Origin of the sequence: Bacillus sp. JJ1474 (genome assembly GCF_036965225.1) — a bacterium.
Lineage (GTDB): Bacteria > Bacillota > Bacilli > Bacillales > Cytobacillaceae > Cytobacillus.
The window spans coordinates 12,893-27,602 of the sequence record NZ_JBALPC010000087.1; the positions used below are offsets into that span (position 1 = coordinate 12,893).

At 37.8% G+C, this 14,710-nt stretch carries 18 protein-coding genes; 17 read left to right on the forward strand and 1 reads right to left on the reverse strand.

The genetic code is table 11. The features are described 5' to 3' along the window. The 10 genes from V7164_RS12650 to V7164_RS12695 all read left to right on the forward strand — a co-directional run. Nucleotides 1-737 (forward strand): hypothetical protein (locus V7164_RS12650; RefSeq protein WP_335354259.1); only part of this gene is annotated, 737 nt, incomplete at its 5' end. A gap of 18 nt (nt 738-755) precedes the next feature. Continuing rightward, a complete protein-coding gene (locus V7164_RS12655) occupies nt 756-2,015 on the forward strand; it encodes a tetratricopeptide repeat protein (protein WP_335347341.1) in 1,260 nt (419 codons plus the stop codon). A gap of 52 nt (nt 2,016-2,067) precedes the next feature. Next, nucleotides 2,068-2,610, forward strand: a complete 543-nt coding sequence (locus V7164_RS12660; protein WP_335347340.1) for a ReoY family proteolytic degradation factor — start codon at nt 2,068-2,070, stop codon at nt 2,608-2,610. 98 nt (nt 2,611-2,708) lie between these two features. Next, nucleotides 2,709-3,173, forward strand: coding sequence for a YpiF family protein (locus V7164_RS12665; RefSeq protein WP_335347339.1), 465 nt, complete (start codon nt 2,709-2,711; stop codon nt 3,171-3,173). Between the two features lie 419 nt (nt 3,174-3,592). Next, on the forward strand, nt 3,593-4,096 hold the full coding sequence (locus V7164_RS12670; RefSeq protein WP_335345595.1) for a ubiquinol-cytochrome c reductase iron-sulfur subunit: 504 nt from the start codon (nt 3,593-3,595) through the stop codon (nt 4,094-4,096). 3 nt (nt 4,097-4,099) lie between these two features. Continuing rightward, the gene (gene qcrB, locus V7164_RS12675) at nt 4,100-4,774 is read left to right on the forward strand and encodes a menaquinol-cytochrome c reductase cytochrome b subunit (protein ID WP_335345594.1); all 675 of its coding nucleotides are present in this window, start codon (nt 4,100-4,102) and stop codon (nt 4,772-4,774) included. Nucleotides 4,775-4,818: 44 nt separating this feature from the next. After that, entirely contained in the window at nt 4,819-5,586 is a 768-nt protein-coding gene (locus tag V7164_RS12680; protein WP_335345593.1) for a menaquinol-cytochrome c reductase cytochrome b/c subunit, read from the forward strand. Between the two features lie 127 nt (nt 5,587-5,713). Next, nucleotides 5,714-6,313 (forward strand): DUF1405 domain-containing protein, encoded by a 600-nt coding sequence (locus V7164_RS12685; RefSeq protein WP_335345592.1) that lies wholly within the window; start codon nt 5,714-5,716, stop codon nt 6,311-6,313. A 61-nt stretch (nt 6,314-6,374) separates the two neighbouring features. Beyond that, on the forward strand, nt 6,375-7,172 hold the full coding sequence (gene ypjB, locus V7164_RS12690; protein ID WP_335345591.1) for a sporulation protein YpjB: 798 nt from the start codon (nt 6,375-6,377) through the stop codon (nt 7,170-7,172). A 122-nt stretch (nt 7,173-7,294) separates the two neighbouring features. After that, nucleotides 7,295-7,975, forward strand: coding sequence for a zinc metallopeptidase (locus V7164_RS12695; RefSeq protein ID WP_335345590.1), 681 nt, complete (start codon nt 7,295-7,297; stop codon nt 7,973-7,975). A gap of 31 nt (nt 7,976-8,006) precedes the next feature. On the opposite strand, the gene V7164_RS12700 is transcribed toward V7164_RS12695, so the two are convergent. Further along, complete coding sequence (locus V7164_RS12700) at nt 8,007-8,867, reverse strand: YitT family protein (RefSeq protein WP_335345589.1); 861 nt, start codon at nt 8,865-8,867, stop codon at nt 8,007-8,009. A 200-nt stretch (nt 8,868-9,067) separates the two neighbouring features. Here V7164_RS12700 and V7164_RS12705 point away from each other — a divergent pair, with 200 nt between their 5' ends. Genes V7164_RS12705 through V7164_RS12735 form a run of 7 tightly spaced genes read left to right on the forward strand, consistent with a single transcriptional unit; the run spans nt 9,068 to nt 14,657 of the window. After that, nucleotides 9,068-9,409 carry a nucleotide pyrophosphohydrolase gene (locus V7164_RS12705; protein WP_335345588.1) on the forward strand — a complete coding sequence of 114 codons (342 nt, stop codon included), beginning with the start codon at nt 9,068-9,070 and terminating at the stop codon, nt 9,407-9,409. A 1-nt stretch (nt 9,410) separates the two neighbouring features. After that, a complete protein-coding gene (gene dapB, locus V7164_RS12710; protein WP_335354260.1) occupies nt 9,411-10,211 on the forward strand; it encodes a 4-hydroxy-tetrahydrodipicolinate reductase in 801 nt (266 codons plus the stop codon). Nucleotides 10,212-10,225: 14 nt separating this feature from the next. Then, nucleotides 10,226-10,645: a methylglyoxal synthase gene (mgsA, locus tag V7164_RS12715; protein WP_335345586.1), complete on the forward strand. Its 420-nt coding sequence runs from the start codon at nt 10,226-10,228 to the stop codon at nt 10,643-10,645. Then, nucleotides 10,617-11,354, forward strand: a complete 738-nt coding sequence (bshB1, locus tag V7164_RS12720; RefSeq protein ID WP_438824107.1) for a bacillithiol biosynthesis deacetylase BshB1 — start codon at nt 10,617-10,619, stop codon at nt 11,352-11,354. The genes mgsA and bshB1 overlap by 29 nt, the downstream gene beginning before the upstream one ends. Next, nucleotides 11,351-12,496, forward strand: coding sequence for an N-acetyl-alpha-D-glucosaminyl L-malate synthase BshA (gene bshA, locus V7164_RS12725; protein ID WP_335354261.1), 1,146 nt, complete (start codon nt 11,351-11,353; stop codon nt 12,494-12,496). The genes bshB1 and bshA overlap by 4 nt, the downstream gene beginning before the upstream one ends. After that, nucleotides 12,493-13,692, forward strand: a complete 1,200-nt coding sequence (locus V7164_RS12730) for a CCA tRNA nucleotidyltransferase (RefSeq protein WP_335345584.1) — start codon at nt 12,493-12,495, stop codon at nt 13,690-13,692. Before bshA ends, V7164_RS12730 begins: the two co-directional genes overlap by 4 nt. Next, on the forward strand, nt 13,677-14,657 hold the full coding sequence (locus tag V7164_RS12735) for a biotin--[acetyl-CoA-carboxylase] ligase (protein ID WP_335354262.1): 981 nt from the start codon (nt 13,677-13,679) through the stop codon (nt 14,655-14,657). Before V7164_RS12730 ends, V7164_RS12735 begins: the two co-directional genes overlap by 16 nt. Nucleotides 14,658-14,710: the final 53 nt, after the last annotated feature.

Sequence of the window (14,710 nt, forward strand, 5' to 3'; positions counted from 1 at the left end):
CTTCAATCCTGTTTAAAAAAGATTTTCCGTTAGAAAAATCTTTTCAGGAAATGAAAAAATTTTATATGGAAGAATTTATTCTAAAAGGATGCACGACCTTCATAACAGTGGCAGCTGTGAAGCATGAGTATGAATTATCAGCTGCAATTAAACGTTTAAAAATACATCTGCTAAATAGCCCAATTGATTTTATTATAGGTGTTCGGATACCAATCCGGCTATTAACCCAATCTTTTTTAAGAAAGTGTAAGCAGGAAAAAGTTCCCGCTATCTTTGTTGAGATTAATCAAGTGTACGAGCTGTTCAATTTGCCTTGGGGATGGCTTCGGGAGGCTATGTTTCCTTATAACAGCCCCCTAATACCAATATTTATGAATGCTAATAAACAGGACGCAAATGAATGGAAAAGGCTCATGAAAGAAGAAAAAATCCCGTTTGTACAGGAAGAATTACAAGAAGATAAGCCCATCCCAAATGACGCTTTATGTAAGATGGGGATTTATCCATTCAAGGCAAGCATTTATCAAGGGTGCGAATTGTCTTATAATTACTATTTGCAAAGCAGAGAAATACGAAAAATTGAAGAATCTCAATTGTTTCATTATCATAGAGATAAGTTAGTCATTACAGTTCAAAATGGATTTGTTATCCGTTCTGGCCATGATGTTGTTTATAGGCCTGGATATGGCAAGCATGTTAAAATAAAAACACCATCATTTTTTAAGATTGACGTATAGACGTGAAAGGAACTTACTATGGAGAAAATAAATGAAATTATTAAATTGCTTGAAAACGGTCAACATGAAGAAGCGTTGACCCATTATAAGAGAATTTTATTAAATGGATCTCATGAAGAAAGATATGTTCTAGGTGAGGAATTACTTCACTACGGATTTCTGGAGGAAGCAAAAAAAATATTCGAAAGACTGCTTGAATCTTATCCGGAAGAGGGAGAATTGCTTGTCCTTTTAGCAGAAACTCATATTGATCTTGGAGAAGAGGATGAAGCAATACTCGTTTTAGAGAAAGTACAAGAGGAAGATCCAAGTTTCCCGCAATCGCTATTGCTGCTTGCTGATCTTTATCAAATGGAAGGTTTATATGAGGTGAGTGAACAAAAGCTGTTAAAAGCAAAGTCCATTTTGCCTAAAGAGGTAATTGTTGATTTTGCACTTGGCGAACTTTACGGAGAACAAGGCAGATTTCTCGAAGCTGCAAAAATCTATAGACAAGTTCTTAATACAGATGAAATCATTGCAGGTGTGAATGTTAATCAGAGGCTAGCAGAGGTTCTTAGCGTGGGAGGAGCATTCGAGGAGTCTTTGCCTTACTACGAAAAAGCTATGGAGGATAAACTTGAAATTAATACACTGTTTAGCTATGCATTTACTGCACTGCAAGCAGGATATAATAGAACGGCCATCGAAAAGTTTAATGAATTAAAGGAGCTTGATCCCGAATATCATTCCTTATATATCAATCTTTCCAAGGCTTACGAGCGTGAAGAGGAATTAGAAGACAGCTTTAATGCGATTAAGATGGGAATTCAATATGATGAATATAATAAAGAGCTTTATTTATATGGCGGTAAACTTGCGCTAAAGTTAGGCAAGGAACAGGAAGCAGAAAATTTATTAAGAGAGGCGCTTGCACTTGACCCAGAATATATTGAAGCAGGGGCCAGCTTAACAAAGCTTTTTCTTAGGCAGGAAAGAAATAAAGATGTTTTGGAAATTACGGAATTGTTAAGTGATTTTGAGGAAGAGGAGCCGCAGCTTATTTGGGATTCAGCCTTAGCCCATCACCAGCTTGAAGAATATTCATTGGCATTAAACAAATACAATCGTGCATATACTTTCTTTAAGGAAGAGCCGGATTTTCTAATAGATTACGGAAATTTTTTAATTGAGGAAGGAAAAAGCACTGAAGCTGCCGAAGTTTTTAGTAAATTAGTAAAACTTGAGCCAGGCATCATTGAATATCAGGAAATACTACAAAGACTCTTGGATCAATGAAAAAAGTGAAATGGGCTTATTAATTTTGTAATAGCAGAGGAGGGAATCGAATATGTCAGCCCCTGTATCTGTCAACGAGAAAAAAGATTTTATTCGCTGGTTTCTAAACCATTATCAATTAAAGAGACGGGAATGTGTATGGATTCTTAACTACTTAATGAGCCATGATCAGTTAATGGAAAAAGTTCATTTTGTTGAGCATGCACAGTATTGTCCGAAAGGATTAATAATGTCAACTCATTGTGTTGACGAAGTCCCGTTTCGTTTCTACAAGGAAAATGTCATGACGACTGATGCAGAGAAATCTTTTCATGACATACGGCTTAATCGTGATGAGGATATCTTTATCCAGCTAAATTTCCACGCTTCCAATAAAGCCCATCAATATGCAGCTGTTTTGGAGGAAAACCCATTTTTACCGAATAAAATGGAAATTAGTGAGAAGGATAAAATGGTTGCTGAAAAGTTTCTTTGCGACAGCATAAAGAAATTTCAAAGAGAGACCCTTCTAAGGGAAATTGATGAGGCTTTGGACAGTCAAGACGAGTCCGCTTTCATCCAATTAACTGAAAAACTAAATAAATTAAAGTCTTAATCCTTGCTTGCTATTATTAGCAGGCTTTTATTTTTTTGTCGCAATTTCATAATAGTGTTAAGATAAATAGGATAAATTAGAAATATGGAGTGAGTTGGATGAAGTGGATTTCTCAGGATATTGATAAGTTTCTTCAGTCAAAAGAGTATGTGGATACAGCAGTATTGCCATTGCTTCCTGTTTCCCTCGGCAATGATATGAAACAATCAGCTTCGATGAGTGAGTTTATTTCCTTACTAAGTGTTCAGCTAGAAAGACAGTTTAGGGGAAGGGTTATGATGTTGACGGGATTTTCTTATCTTAAATCAGCAACAATGGACAAGCTTGGCGAGGATGTAAAGGTTTGGGAGAATGAATTATTTGCAAATGGTTTTAAGCATGTTTTTCACGTCACCTCTGACAGCAGCTGGAAAGGAATTGAAGATCGGCTAAATGGAAGTTTAATTTGGCTTCCATCCATTCCACTTGAACATATGGATGAGCGAAATCGAAATTCTATACTCGAGGATCAAGTTAAACAGCTATTAACTCTGTTTATGCAAAAATGGCAAAATGCTAAATGATGAAGGTTGTTATTAAGGGTTATTACTCCCTTTAGTCGAAAAAATGAAGACGAAGCTCGTTAAGAAGGGTTCAAAACTCCCTTCCAGTCGGAAAAATGAATACGAAGGTCGTTAAGAAGGTCTCAAAACTCCCTCCCATTCGGAAAAATAAAAACTATGTATTTTTAAATATCCAATTGACGGTATTCGTCTATTAATGTATTTCTGTGTAGACAAATTCGAGATAATAATTATACTCCTTTATTTTAAAAATGTAACTATTTTTAATATTATTTAAATCTGTCACAGAGTCTACATGTTTTTACCAAAGGATTATATTGACCTTCAAAGAAGATTGATATATCATGGTTATGTCCTAGTTTTATATTGTGTTGAACTTTGTCCGTTGGACTTAACTTCATAATAGAGGGGGGAAAAGTATGAGCAAAAATCGTGTATCAAGACGTCAATTCCTTAGCTATACTCTAACTGGTGTAGGCGGTTTCATGGCTGCAGGTATGTTAATGCCTATGGTTCGTTTCGCAATTGATCCAGTATTGCAAGCAAAAGCTGAAGGTGATTTCATTCCAACTAAACAAAAAGTTGCCGAAATTACCGATGTTCCAACTAGGGTTGACTATACATTTGAACAGCAGGATGCATGGTATACTTCAGATGTAACAGGTACAGCATGGGTTTACAAAGACGAAAAAGGTGAAATTGTAGCTTTATCGCCTGTATGTAAACATTTAGGGTGTGTAGTTGACTGGAATACTGATAAATCCAATCAGAATCACTTCTACTGTCCATGTCATGGCGGTCTTTATACTAAAGATGGTACAAACGTTCCTGGAACTCCGCCAATAGCACCGCTTGACGTATATCCTTTCATCGAAAAAGACGGCTTCCTTCACTTAGGAAAAGCCAAGCCAAAGGGGGCGTAATGATTGTTAAACAAAATTTATGATTGGGTAGATGAACGTTTAGATATTACGCCTTTATGGCGCGACATCGCGGACCATGAAGTTCCTGAGCACGTAAACCCTGCACATCACTTCTCTGCGTTCGTATACTGCTTTGGCGGATTAACGTTCTTCGTTACTGTTATCCAAATCTTATCTGGAATGTTCTTAACTATGTATTATGTTCCAGATATTAAAAATGCATGGGAATCTGTTTATTACTTGCAAAACCATGTTGCTTTTGGACAAATTGTCCGTGGAATGCATCACTGGGGTGCAAGCTTAGTCATTGTAATGATGTTCTTACATACGCTTCGTGTTTTCTTCCAAGGTGCTTATAAGAAGCCTCGTGAGTTAAACTGGGTTGTTGGTGTACTTATTTTCTTCGTTATGCTAGCACTTGGATTAACTGGTTATCTATTGCCTTGGGATATGAAAGCATTATTTGCAACAAAAGTTACAATGCAAATTATTGAATCAACACCACTGATTGGTATGCAATTAAAAACACTAATTGCAGGGGATCCGGATATTGTCGGTGCTCAAACGATTACCCGATTCTTCGCGATTCACGTATTCTTCTTGCCTGCAGCCTTATTCGGGTTAATGGCAGCACACTTTGTAATGATTCGTAAACAAGGTATTTCAGGTCCGTTGTAAAAATACAATTACGATAATATTGAAAAAGGAGGGGGAATCGCCCAATGCATCGTGGTAAAGGTATGAAATTCGTAGGTGACTCTCGTGTTCCTGCTGAACGTAAACCGAATATTCCGAAAGATTACTCGGAATACCCTGGAAAAACAGAGGCGTTCTGGCCTAACTTCCTATTAAAGGAATGGATGGTTGGTGCTGTTTTCTTAATCGGATTTTTATGTTTAACAATTGCACATGAACCACCGTTAGAAAAAATAGCTGATCCGAGTGATACAGCTTATATCCCGCTTCCAGACTGGTATTTCTTATTCTTATACCAATTGCTTAAATATACTTATGCATCTGGACCATACAATGCGGTAGGTGCGTTTATTATTCCAGGTCTAGCATTTGGGGCGTTACTATTAGCGCCATTTATTGACCGTGGTCCAGAACGCAGACCATCTAAACGACCATTAGCAACTGGATTTATGCTTTTAGCTATCGCAGGTATTACATTTTTAACTTGGCAGTCTGTAGCTACTCATGACTGGGAAGCTGCTGCAAACCAAGGGAAAATCGTAGCAGAAGTTGACATTGATACTGAAGCAGAAGGCTATAAATTTCTTGAAGCAAACAATTGCTTGTCATGTCACGGAGCTGAACTTACAGGTGGTGCAGGGTCACCTGCTCTTATCGACACTGGCTTAACTCCTGAAGAAATTTCTGATATTGCGGTAAATGGTAAAGGAAGCATGCCTCCAGGGATGTTTAAAGGAACGGATGAAGAATTAAAAGTACTTGCTGAATATATTTCGGGTTTAACAAGTAAATAACTGGAAAAAGCTGACGTTTTGCGTCAGCTTTTTTTGATGATGTTAAATGTTTTGAATCTAACTATATTTAATGTATATGGTAAAATAGTCAATATAATACAAACCATATAAAGAAAAGAGGACCTTCATGAAGTGGATTTATCCTATCCTAGCACATCGAGCTGTACTGTGGCTGTTATTCATAGTGAATTTTGCAGGAACTGTATACGGTTATATTTGGTATAAATGGCAGCTAGTTGAGACACCGCCCATTTTCTTGCCTTTCGTTCCAGACAGTCCAACTGCAAGCTTGTTTTTTGTCTTCGTATTAATTGCTTTTTTACTGGGGAAAAACTGGCCCCTTTTTGAAGCATTGGCTATTGTAACGCTCATTAAATATGGGGTATGGGCCGTAGTCATGAACTTATTAGTTTTCAATGTAACAGGAGAATTGGATTTGGTTGCACTTATGCTTATACTTTCACATGGTGCGATGGCTGTCCAAGGTGTACTGTACGCTCCATTTTATCGTATTAAAACTTGGCATTTAGTTGTTACGGGGATTTGGACATTACATAATGATGTAATAGATTATGTGTTTTTTATGCTTCCCCGTTACCCTATTTTGGACTTATACACGCCGCAAATTGGTTATTTTACATTTTGGCTTAGCATGTTTTCATTAGGTATCACTGCTTTTTTAACCTTAAGAAAAAATCGATTTATCTTAAAATTGAATTCTTATTGAATAGGTATAACCTTGTCCCATCTCTCATAGATATTTAATAGTAATTTGAGGGGGGACAAGAATGAAAGCTAGGATTATTGTTACAGTCATTATATGTTTTCTATTATTGCCTATATCAGTTATCGCAAACGAAACCTCACCTGTAGATAGATTGGATCAATTATCCGATGAAGCATTGCAGATGGTTAAGCTTCATCGATACGAAGATGCCAAAAGGCTTCTAGATTATTTTTCTGAACAATTTGTTTCTGTTACTGGAAAGGAAAGATCTTTCACTGCGGATGAATTGAGAATCTTAACCATTTCACATGATGAGGCCGTGCAGGCTGCTGCCAATGCCACCATGAATCATGAAGAGAAAATTAACCGCGTTACGAAGTTTAGGCTTGTCATGGATGCCATAACTTCTCCATATCAACCATTATGGACTGAAATGGAATCACCCATTATGACTGTTTTTGCAGAAGTTAAGGAAGCTGTGTATGCTGGTGATAAACAACAATTTAATACGACATTGAATTCATTTTTATCATTGTATGACATGATTTATCCTAGTATAAAAATAAATGTGGATAGAGACCACATACAAAGATTAGATGCAAAAATAGATTTTATTGATAAATATAGGCCTCAAGTTTTAACTGAAACAGCCAGCCAAATGGAGCTCGAAGCATTAGAAGCGGATTTACAGCTATTATTTGATGAAATGACTGAAGACGAAGCAGATCCTTCCTTATGGTGGGTAATCATTTCAACAGGAAGCATTATTATTCTTACATTATCCTACGTTGGATGGAGAAAATATAAGGGAGATCAGGAAAAGAAGGAAAAGTCACTTTCCAGGAGGCAAAAAGATTGACGCCATCTTTCAGCAAAAATACAATAATATAGAGAAGCTTCACTAACTTTGTGGAGTGTCATTCTTTCAAGTACCAATTTCTAATACTGCATCTAGAGAAAGCTGAATAAGGAGGGATAGCAATGGGGGGGTACCTTATATACTTTGCTATCATTATTTTGATTCCGCTATGGGCGCAAATGAGAGTGAAAGGCTCCTATACTAAATATTCAAAAGTCCCAGCCTCATCACATATGAGAGGTGCGGAAGTTGCAAGAAGAATTCTTGACACTAATGGATTATTCCATGTCGGTGTTGAGGAAGTAAGAGGTCATTTAACAGACCATTATGATCCCCGTTCCAAAACAGTAAGGCTGTCAACTGCAAATTTCCATGGTCACTCCGTAGCCGCTGCGGCAATTGCAGCTCATGAAGTCGGTCATGCCATACAGGATCAGCAAAATTATGCACCTTTACGTTTCCGCCATACGCTTGTGCCAGTCGCAAATATCGGTTCCAATTTTTCTTGGATCCTGATTATGATCGGTTTCTTTGCAGGTTTAAGCGGATTTGTGTTACTTGGTATTATTTTTATGGCGTCAGCTGTAGTCTTCCAGCTTGTCACTCTTCCAGTTGAATTTAATGCATCCAACCGTGCTATGGATCAAATCGTATCACTAGGGATCATCAGAAACGATGAGGAAAGGGAGACGAGAAAGGTGCTTAATGCGGCAGCACTCACCTATGTAGCAGCAGCTGCTGTTGCCGTGTTAGAATTACTTCGCTTAATTCTTATTTATACAGGAATGCAAAGACAAGATTAAAACCAGCCTGTTGGCTGGTTTTAGTCTTGTCTTAATGTTCGATTGGCTTTTTGTTTTCGTCTAATGTGAATCCTTCTCCAAGTACATCGTGGACAACTGTGACCGAAACAAAGGCATGTGGATCCACTGAGTTAATGACATTTTTTAACCGGACAATTTCATTCTTCCCGACAACACAATATAAGACTTCTCGATCCTTTTTAGTAAATGACCCATATCCCCTAAGGACTGTTACGCCCCGTTCCATTTCTATCATGATCTTGTTGGCTATTTCATCATTTAAATCGGAAATAATCATTGCTCCTCTTGCGGAATATGAGCCTTCCTGCATGAAATCAATCACCCTTGCTCCGACAAATACAGCAACAAGTGTATACATCGCTTCTTGATAGGATAAATAAAAAATTAAAGATAGCGTAATCACGACGGCGTCAAATATGAACATCGTTCTTCCCATGCTAATGCCTGCATACTTGTTCACTAATCTTGCAATAATATCAACTCCGCCAGTGGTTCCACCAAAGCGGAATATAGTTCCAAGGCCAATACCGATAAAAACACCAGCAAATAATGCTGCAAGTGTTAAGTCTTCATTGAGCGGCATATGTATTTGATTACGCTGAAATATCCATAAAAAAACCGAGACGCTGACAGTACCGAGAATTGTATATAGGAATGAGTTTTTCCCGAGTAATTTCCAGCCTAGAAAAAATAGCGGAATATTTAACAATAAATTCGTATACGAAGGATCCCATTTAAACAGGAAATATAAAAGAAGGGTAATACCAGTAAAGCCCCCTTCAGATAAATTATTTTGCATATTAAAATGAACGATGCCGAAAGAAAAGATGGCAGATCCAAACAAGATAAAAAGAATATTTTTCAATTTCACATAAAATCCTCCGCTTCCAATTTCCTACATGAATTATTGTGCCCGTTTATTAAGGATAAAGTCAAGTGTGTTTGGAAACTAGAACAAACGTATCCACCTATTATTTAATAAAAAATATTTGTAAAAGAACTATCGTTTAGCTAACATGAAAGAAGGGAAATAGTAGGTTACCTTTTAACAGAAGAAGGGATGAATAAAGAGTGCAAGAAAAAACAATGAAAGATCTACAGGAAGAAGTAGATGCATACATAGGCCAATTTAAAGAAGGGTATTTTAGTCCTCTAGCCATGCTGGCAAGACTAACAGAGGAACTAGGCGAACTTGCAAGAGAGATCAATCATCAATACGGTGAGAAACCGAAAAAAGCTACTGAAGCGGAAAAAGCAATTGAAGAGGAAATGGGAGATATGTTGTTTGTCCTCATTTGCTTAGCCAATTCATTAAATATCGATCTTGAGACAGCACATAATCAAATTATGAATAAATTTAATACCCGCGATAAAGACCGCTGGACTAGAATTGAAGAGCAGGGGGATAAATAAAATGGAAAAAATCAATATTGTGATTGCAGGTGCAAGAGGTAGAATGGGAAGGGAAGCCGTTCAGCTTGTTCAGCAAACTGATCGTTATCAGCTAGTGGCAGTAGTTGATCATAAGAATGGAGGAGGCTTGCTCAGTGAATTTGATGGCTTCACTGGAATAGATATTCCAATTTACACAGATATGTCTCAATGCTTCCAGGAAATTGATGCAGATGTCCTTATCGATTTAACTACACCTGAATTTGGTATGCTTCATGCAAAAACAGCTTTGACGTATGGGGTTAGACCGGTTGTCGGAACAACTGGCTTTACGAAAGAGAATCTAAGTGAGCTTGAATCTCTTTGCCGTGAAAAGGAACTTGGTTGTATCATTGCACCTAATTTTGCCATTGGTGCTATTTTAATGATGAAGTTTGCCCAAATGGCTGGAAGATATTTTAATGATGTAGAAATTATCGAACTCCACCATGATCAAAAGCTGGATGCTCCTTCTGGAACAGCGGTAAAAACGGCAGAAATGATTGCAGAGGTTAGGCAGCCAAAAAAACAAGGGCATCCGGATGAAAAGGAAACAATCTATGGTGCAAGAGGAGCAGATTTTGAAGGGATGCATATTCATTCAGTCAGATTGCCTGGCTTAATTGCCCATCAGCAAGTGATGTTCGGCTCAGAAGGACAAACCTTGACAATCCGGCATGACTCTTATAATCGTGCCTCCTTTATGTCGGGGGTTAAACATACGGTAGATACCGTGTTGAAAATTGATACATTAGTATACGGTTTAGAAAATATTTTGGAATAGAAAGGGGCGATAAGATGAATATTGCTTTAATTGCACATGATAAGAAAAAGGATGCGCTTGTTGGCTTTGTAACGGCGTATAAAGACATTTTAGCCGAGCATACTCTTTTCGCCACAGGAACTACTGGTTTAAGAATAATCAATGAAACAGGCTTAAACGTTCATCGATTTCAATCAGGCCCCTACGGTGGAGATCAGGAAATCGGTGCATTTGTAGCCAATAATAAAATGGATATTGTGATATTCTTCAGAGATCCTTTAACAGCACAGCCCCATGAGCCAGATGTGACAGCATTAATTCGTTTATGCGATGTATACTCTGTACCGCTCGCAACAAATATGGGGACTGCAGAAATTATAATTAAAGGGCTTGAGCGCGGGGACTTATCTTGGAGAAATATTGTATATGGAAAAAGCGGTGGTAAGGATGTCTGATATAAAGCTTGATATTCTTGCATTTGGTGCACATGCTGATGATGTTGAAATCGGCATGGGTGCATCCATTGCGAAATTTGTAAATATAGGAAAAACTATAGGTATTTGTGATCTAACGAATGCGGAGCTATCATCGAATGGAACGGTCGAAACACGAAAGATAGAAGCCCAAAAAGCAGCAGAGGTGTTAGGCGTTAGCATAAGGGAGAATCTCGGTCTGCCTGATAGAGGGCTATTTCCTAATCCAGAATATATAAAGAAAATGGTAGCAGTTATTCGCAAATATCGCCCTTCCCTTGTTTTTGCACCTTATTATCATGATCGGCACCCTGATCATGGACAATGTGCCCGTCTTGTAGAGGAGGCGGTCTTTTCTGCTGGAATACGAAACTATTCTTCTGAAGAGGATTTTGGCCCGCATCGGGTTAAAAACCTGTACTTTTATATGATTAATGGGTTTCATGAACCAGATTTTGTCATTGATGTATCAAATTATATGGATAAAAAAATTGAAAGCCTACAAGCATATAAAAGCCAGTTTGTAAAAAATGCGGGGACCTTCAACACTCCGCTTGTAAATGGGTATATTGAAACGATTGAAGCACGAGAAAGACTTTTCGGTAAAGAAGTTGAAGTAGCCTATGCTGAAGGGTTCAAACGCAAAAAGCCAGTCATTATAAATCTAGATTTATTTGGTGAAAACGAATGAAAACAAAATTAAAAATAGGGATAACCTGTTATCCGACAGTAGGCGGATCTGGAGCTATAGCTACTGAATTAGGGAAAAAGCTTGCTGAAAGGGGTCATGAAATTCATTTCATTTCCTCGAGCCTTCCGTTCCGATTAAATAGAATGCATTCAAATATTTATTATCATCAAGTAGAAGTAAATCAATATTCCGTTTTTCAGTATCCCCCATATGATATTGCCCTTGCCAGTAAGATGGCTGAAGTTATAAAACGGGAAAATCTTGATTTGCTCCATGTCCATTATGCGATTCCGCATGCTGTATGTGCCATACTTGCCAAGCAAATGTGTGAACAGGATATTAAAATTGTTACCACTTTACACGGGACAGATATTACAGTTCTTGGCTATGATCAATCTTTAACGGGGGCAATCCGTTTTGGAATAGAAAAATCTGATGCCGTTACGGCAGTATCAAACTCCTTAACTTCGCAAACATACGATGTAATCAAACCTGAAAAAAAGATTGAAGTCGTTTACAACTTTATTGATGAGCGTGTATATCGTTTAATGGATTCTTCCTATTTACGGAAGGAATACGGAATAAAAAAAGAAGAAAAGGTTATTATCCATGTTTCAAATTTCCGCGGGGTGAAAAGAGTTCAGGATGTAGTAAAAGCTTTTGCTCTAATTGCAGAAAAGCTGCCTGCCAAGCTGCTTCTTGTCGGAGATGGGCCTGAAATGACTGTCGTTTGCAGTCTTGTAAATAAATTAGGTATTAATGATAAAGTACTATTATTAGGTAAACAAGATAATCTTGAAGAGCTATACTCAATTAGTGATTTAATGCTGTTGCTTTCCGAAAAGGAAAGCTTTGGTTTAGTTGCTCTCGAAGCAATGGCTTGTGGAGTACCTTGTATTGGGACAAATATCGGCGGTATTCCTGAAGTGATAGCTAATGAGAAAAATGGCTATTTATGCGAACTTGGCGATATTCCGGCAATTGCAGAAAAAGGCATCCATTTGCTATCTAATGAAGAACTGCATCAACGGTTTTCCAGAGAGGCCATTAATACAGCGTACCATAACTTTCGCTCAGAACTTATTGTCACTCAATATGAGAATATATATTACAACCTACTTAAAGAGGATGACGTAATTTGAAAGAGTCTTTTCTAAAAGCCATTCCCCTTTTATCAAAAATTCAAGAGTCAGGCTATGAAGCTTACTTTGTCGGAGGATCGGTTAGAGATTATTTGTTAGATAAGGAGATTGCAGATGTCGATATTGCTACCTCTGCAACACCTGAGGAAATTAGAACTATTTTTCCGAAAACGATAGATGTCGGAATCGAGCATGGAACTATTGTTGTCCTATATAATGGGATTCCATATGAAGTGACAACCTTCCGAACTGAAGCAGAATATGTTGACTTTAGAAGGCCATCAGAGGTTCAATTTATCCGGTCATTGGATGAAGACTTAAAACGCAGGGATTTTACGATGAATGCGATTGCCATGGACAAGGAAGGCCGATTTATTGATCCGTTTCATGGCAGGCGGGCTATCAAGGAAAAAATAATACAAACAGTAGGTGGGGCAGAGGATCGTTTTTCAGAGGACGCCTTAAGAATGATGCGTGCTGTTCGTTTCTATAGTCAATTAGGCTTTCAAATAGAAGAGAAGACTTATCAGGCTTTGAAATCATCCGCTTCATTACTGGCAAATATCTCAACAGAGAGAAAACTAGCTGAGTTCGAAAAACTTCTGGCTGGAAAAAATCGAATTCAAGCATTGCTTGTACTAGCTGATACTGGCCTTTTAAGCCACTTGCCGGGTATGAATCCATTTGTCGAAGCGATAAATGGCATTAAAAAGTATGATAGCAGCAAACTTTCAGCTAATGAAATGTGGGGGCTGCTACTCTTTCTTTTTAAGATTGACTTACATAAAGTTAATGATTTTATGAAAAATTGGAAGCTGCCAGTGAAAAAAATAAAAAAAATCAATCAATTATTGTTTTGGCTGAATTTTAGAGAAAGAAGCGATTGGACAAATAAAGCGATGTTCGATGGGGGCTCTGAAATCATTGAGGGAACAGAAAAAATTTATAATGTATTACATAATCAGGATGTAAACGTACATATAGAAAGTTTACTGTTTAGTTATAATTTATTGCCCATTAAACAGCGAAGTGAATTACAGGTTACAGGAACCGACCTTCAAGAGTGGTTTCAAAAAACCCCTGGACCTTGGATAAAGGAAAAATTAGCTGAGGCTGAGATCGCAGTCTTAAACAAGCAAGTCAGTAATCGCAAAGATTCGTTAAAGGAGTGGCTGTTACGGTGCAATCGGAGTTAAGAAAGAAACTGCTTGATGCATTTACACTAAATGAAGATGAATATTTGTCTGGCCAATATTTAGCTGATCTATTAGGATGCTCAAGAACAGCAGTCTGGAAGCATATAGAAGATATGCGTAAGGACGGGTTTGAACTTGAAGCTGTTCGCAGGAAGGGATATAGAATAACAAGGGTTCCGGAAAGAATTACAGCAGATGAAATAAGGTTGGGGCTTTTAACAAAGTTTATCGGAAAGAATATACATTACGAGGAAAGTGTTGACTCCACACAAAAAATTGCCCATCGTCTAGCAAATGAAGATACTCCGGAGGGTACAGTTATTATCGCCGAGGAGCAGTTATTAGGCAGGGGAAGAATGGACCGGAGATGGCATTCTCCGAAATATACCGGGATTTGGATGAGTGTGATTTTGCGTCCAAATCTCCCGCCTCCAAAGGCCCCACAGCTAACCTTAATAACTGCGGTTGCCGTTGTTCAAGCAATAGAAGAATTAACTGACCTATCTCCACAAATAAAATGGCCGAATGATATTTTAATCAATGGGAAGAAGGTGACCGGAATATTGACAGAGCTTCAAGCCGATGCAGACCGGATCACTTCCATTATTATTGGAATTGGTATTAATGTAAATCAGCAAAAGGAAGATTATCCTGAGGAACTGCATACTATTGCTACCTCTCTATCTATCGAAAGCGGTAAAAAACTCCAAAGAGCAGAATTAGTAAAAATTCTGTTAAGCAAATTGGAGAATTTATATACTCTATACCTAGAAAAAGGCTTCTACCCGATAAAGCTGCTTTGGGAAAGTTATGCCATCAGTATAGGCAAAGTCATAACAGCCAGAACGATTACGGGAAGTATTCAAGGAAAGGCATTGGGTATTACTGAAGATGGTGTTCTTATGATAGAAGATGAAATGAGTAAAATCCACCATATTTACTCAGCCGACATTGAACTTAAATAAAAAAGTTTATCTAGTCAAATGAATCATTGATTTGTTATAATTAACGTGTCTAG

Bases quoted from the DNA above. Each gene is read 5' to 3' on its own strand.
- bshB1 (WP_438824107.1), top strand. From the start codon at position 10,617: ATGGAAAAAGCGGTGGTAAGGATGTCTGATATAAAGCTTGATATTCTT.
- V7164_RS12680 (WP_335345593.1), top strand. From the start codon at position 4,819: ATGCATCGTGGTAAAGGTATGAAATTCGTAGGTGACTCTCGTGTTCCT.
- dapB (WP_335354260.1), top strand. From the start codon at position 9,411: ATGGAAAAAATCAATATTGTGATTGCAGGTGCAAGAGGTAGAATGGGA.
- ypjB (WP_335345591.1), top strand. From the start codon at position 6,375: ATGAAAGCTAGGATTATTGTTACAGTCATTATATGTTTTCTATTATTG.
- V7164_RS12685 (WP_335345592.1), top strand. From the start codon at position 5,714: ATGAAGTGGATTTATCCTATCCTAGCACATCGAGCTGTACTGTGGCTG.
- V7164_RS12655 (WP_335347341.1), top strand. From the start codon at position 756: ATGGAGAAAATAAATGAAATTATTAAATTGCTTGAAAACGGTCAACAT.
- mgsA (WP_335345586.1), top strand. From the start codon at position 10,226: ATGAATATTGCTTTAATTGCACATGATAAGAAAAAGGATGCGCTTGTT.
- V7164_RS12665 (WP_335347339.1), top strand. From the start codon at position 2,709: ATGAAGTGGATTTCTCAGGATATTGATAAGTTTCTTCAGTCAAAAGAG.
- V7164_RS12670 (WP_335345595.1), top strand. From the start codon at position 3,593: ATGAGCAAAAATCGTGTATCAAGACGTCAATTCCTTAGCTATACTCTA.
- bshA (WP_335354261.1), top strand. From the start codon at position 11,351: ATGAAAACAAAATTAAAAATAGGGATAACCTGTTATCCGACAGTAGGC.
- V7164_RS12660 (WP_335347340.1), top strand. From the start codon at position 2,068: ATGTCAGCCCCTGTATCTGTCAACGAGAAAAAAGATTTTATTCGCTGG.
- V7164_RS12695 (WP_335345590.1), top strand. From the start codon at position 7,295: ATGGGGGGGTACCTTATATACTTTGCTATCATTATTTTGATTCCGCTA.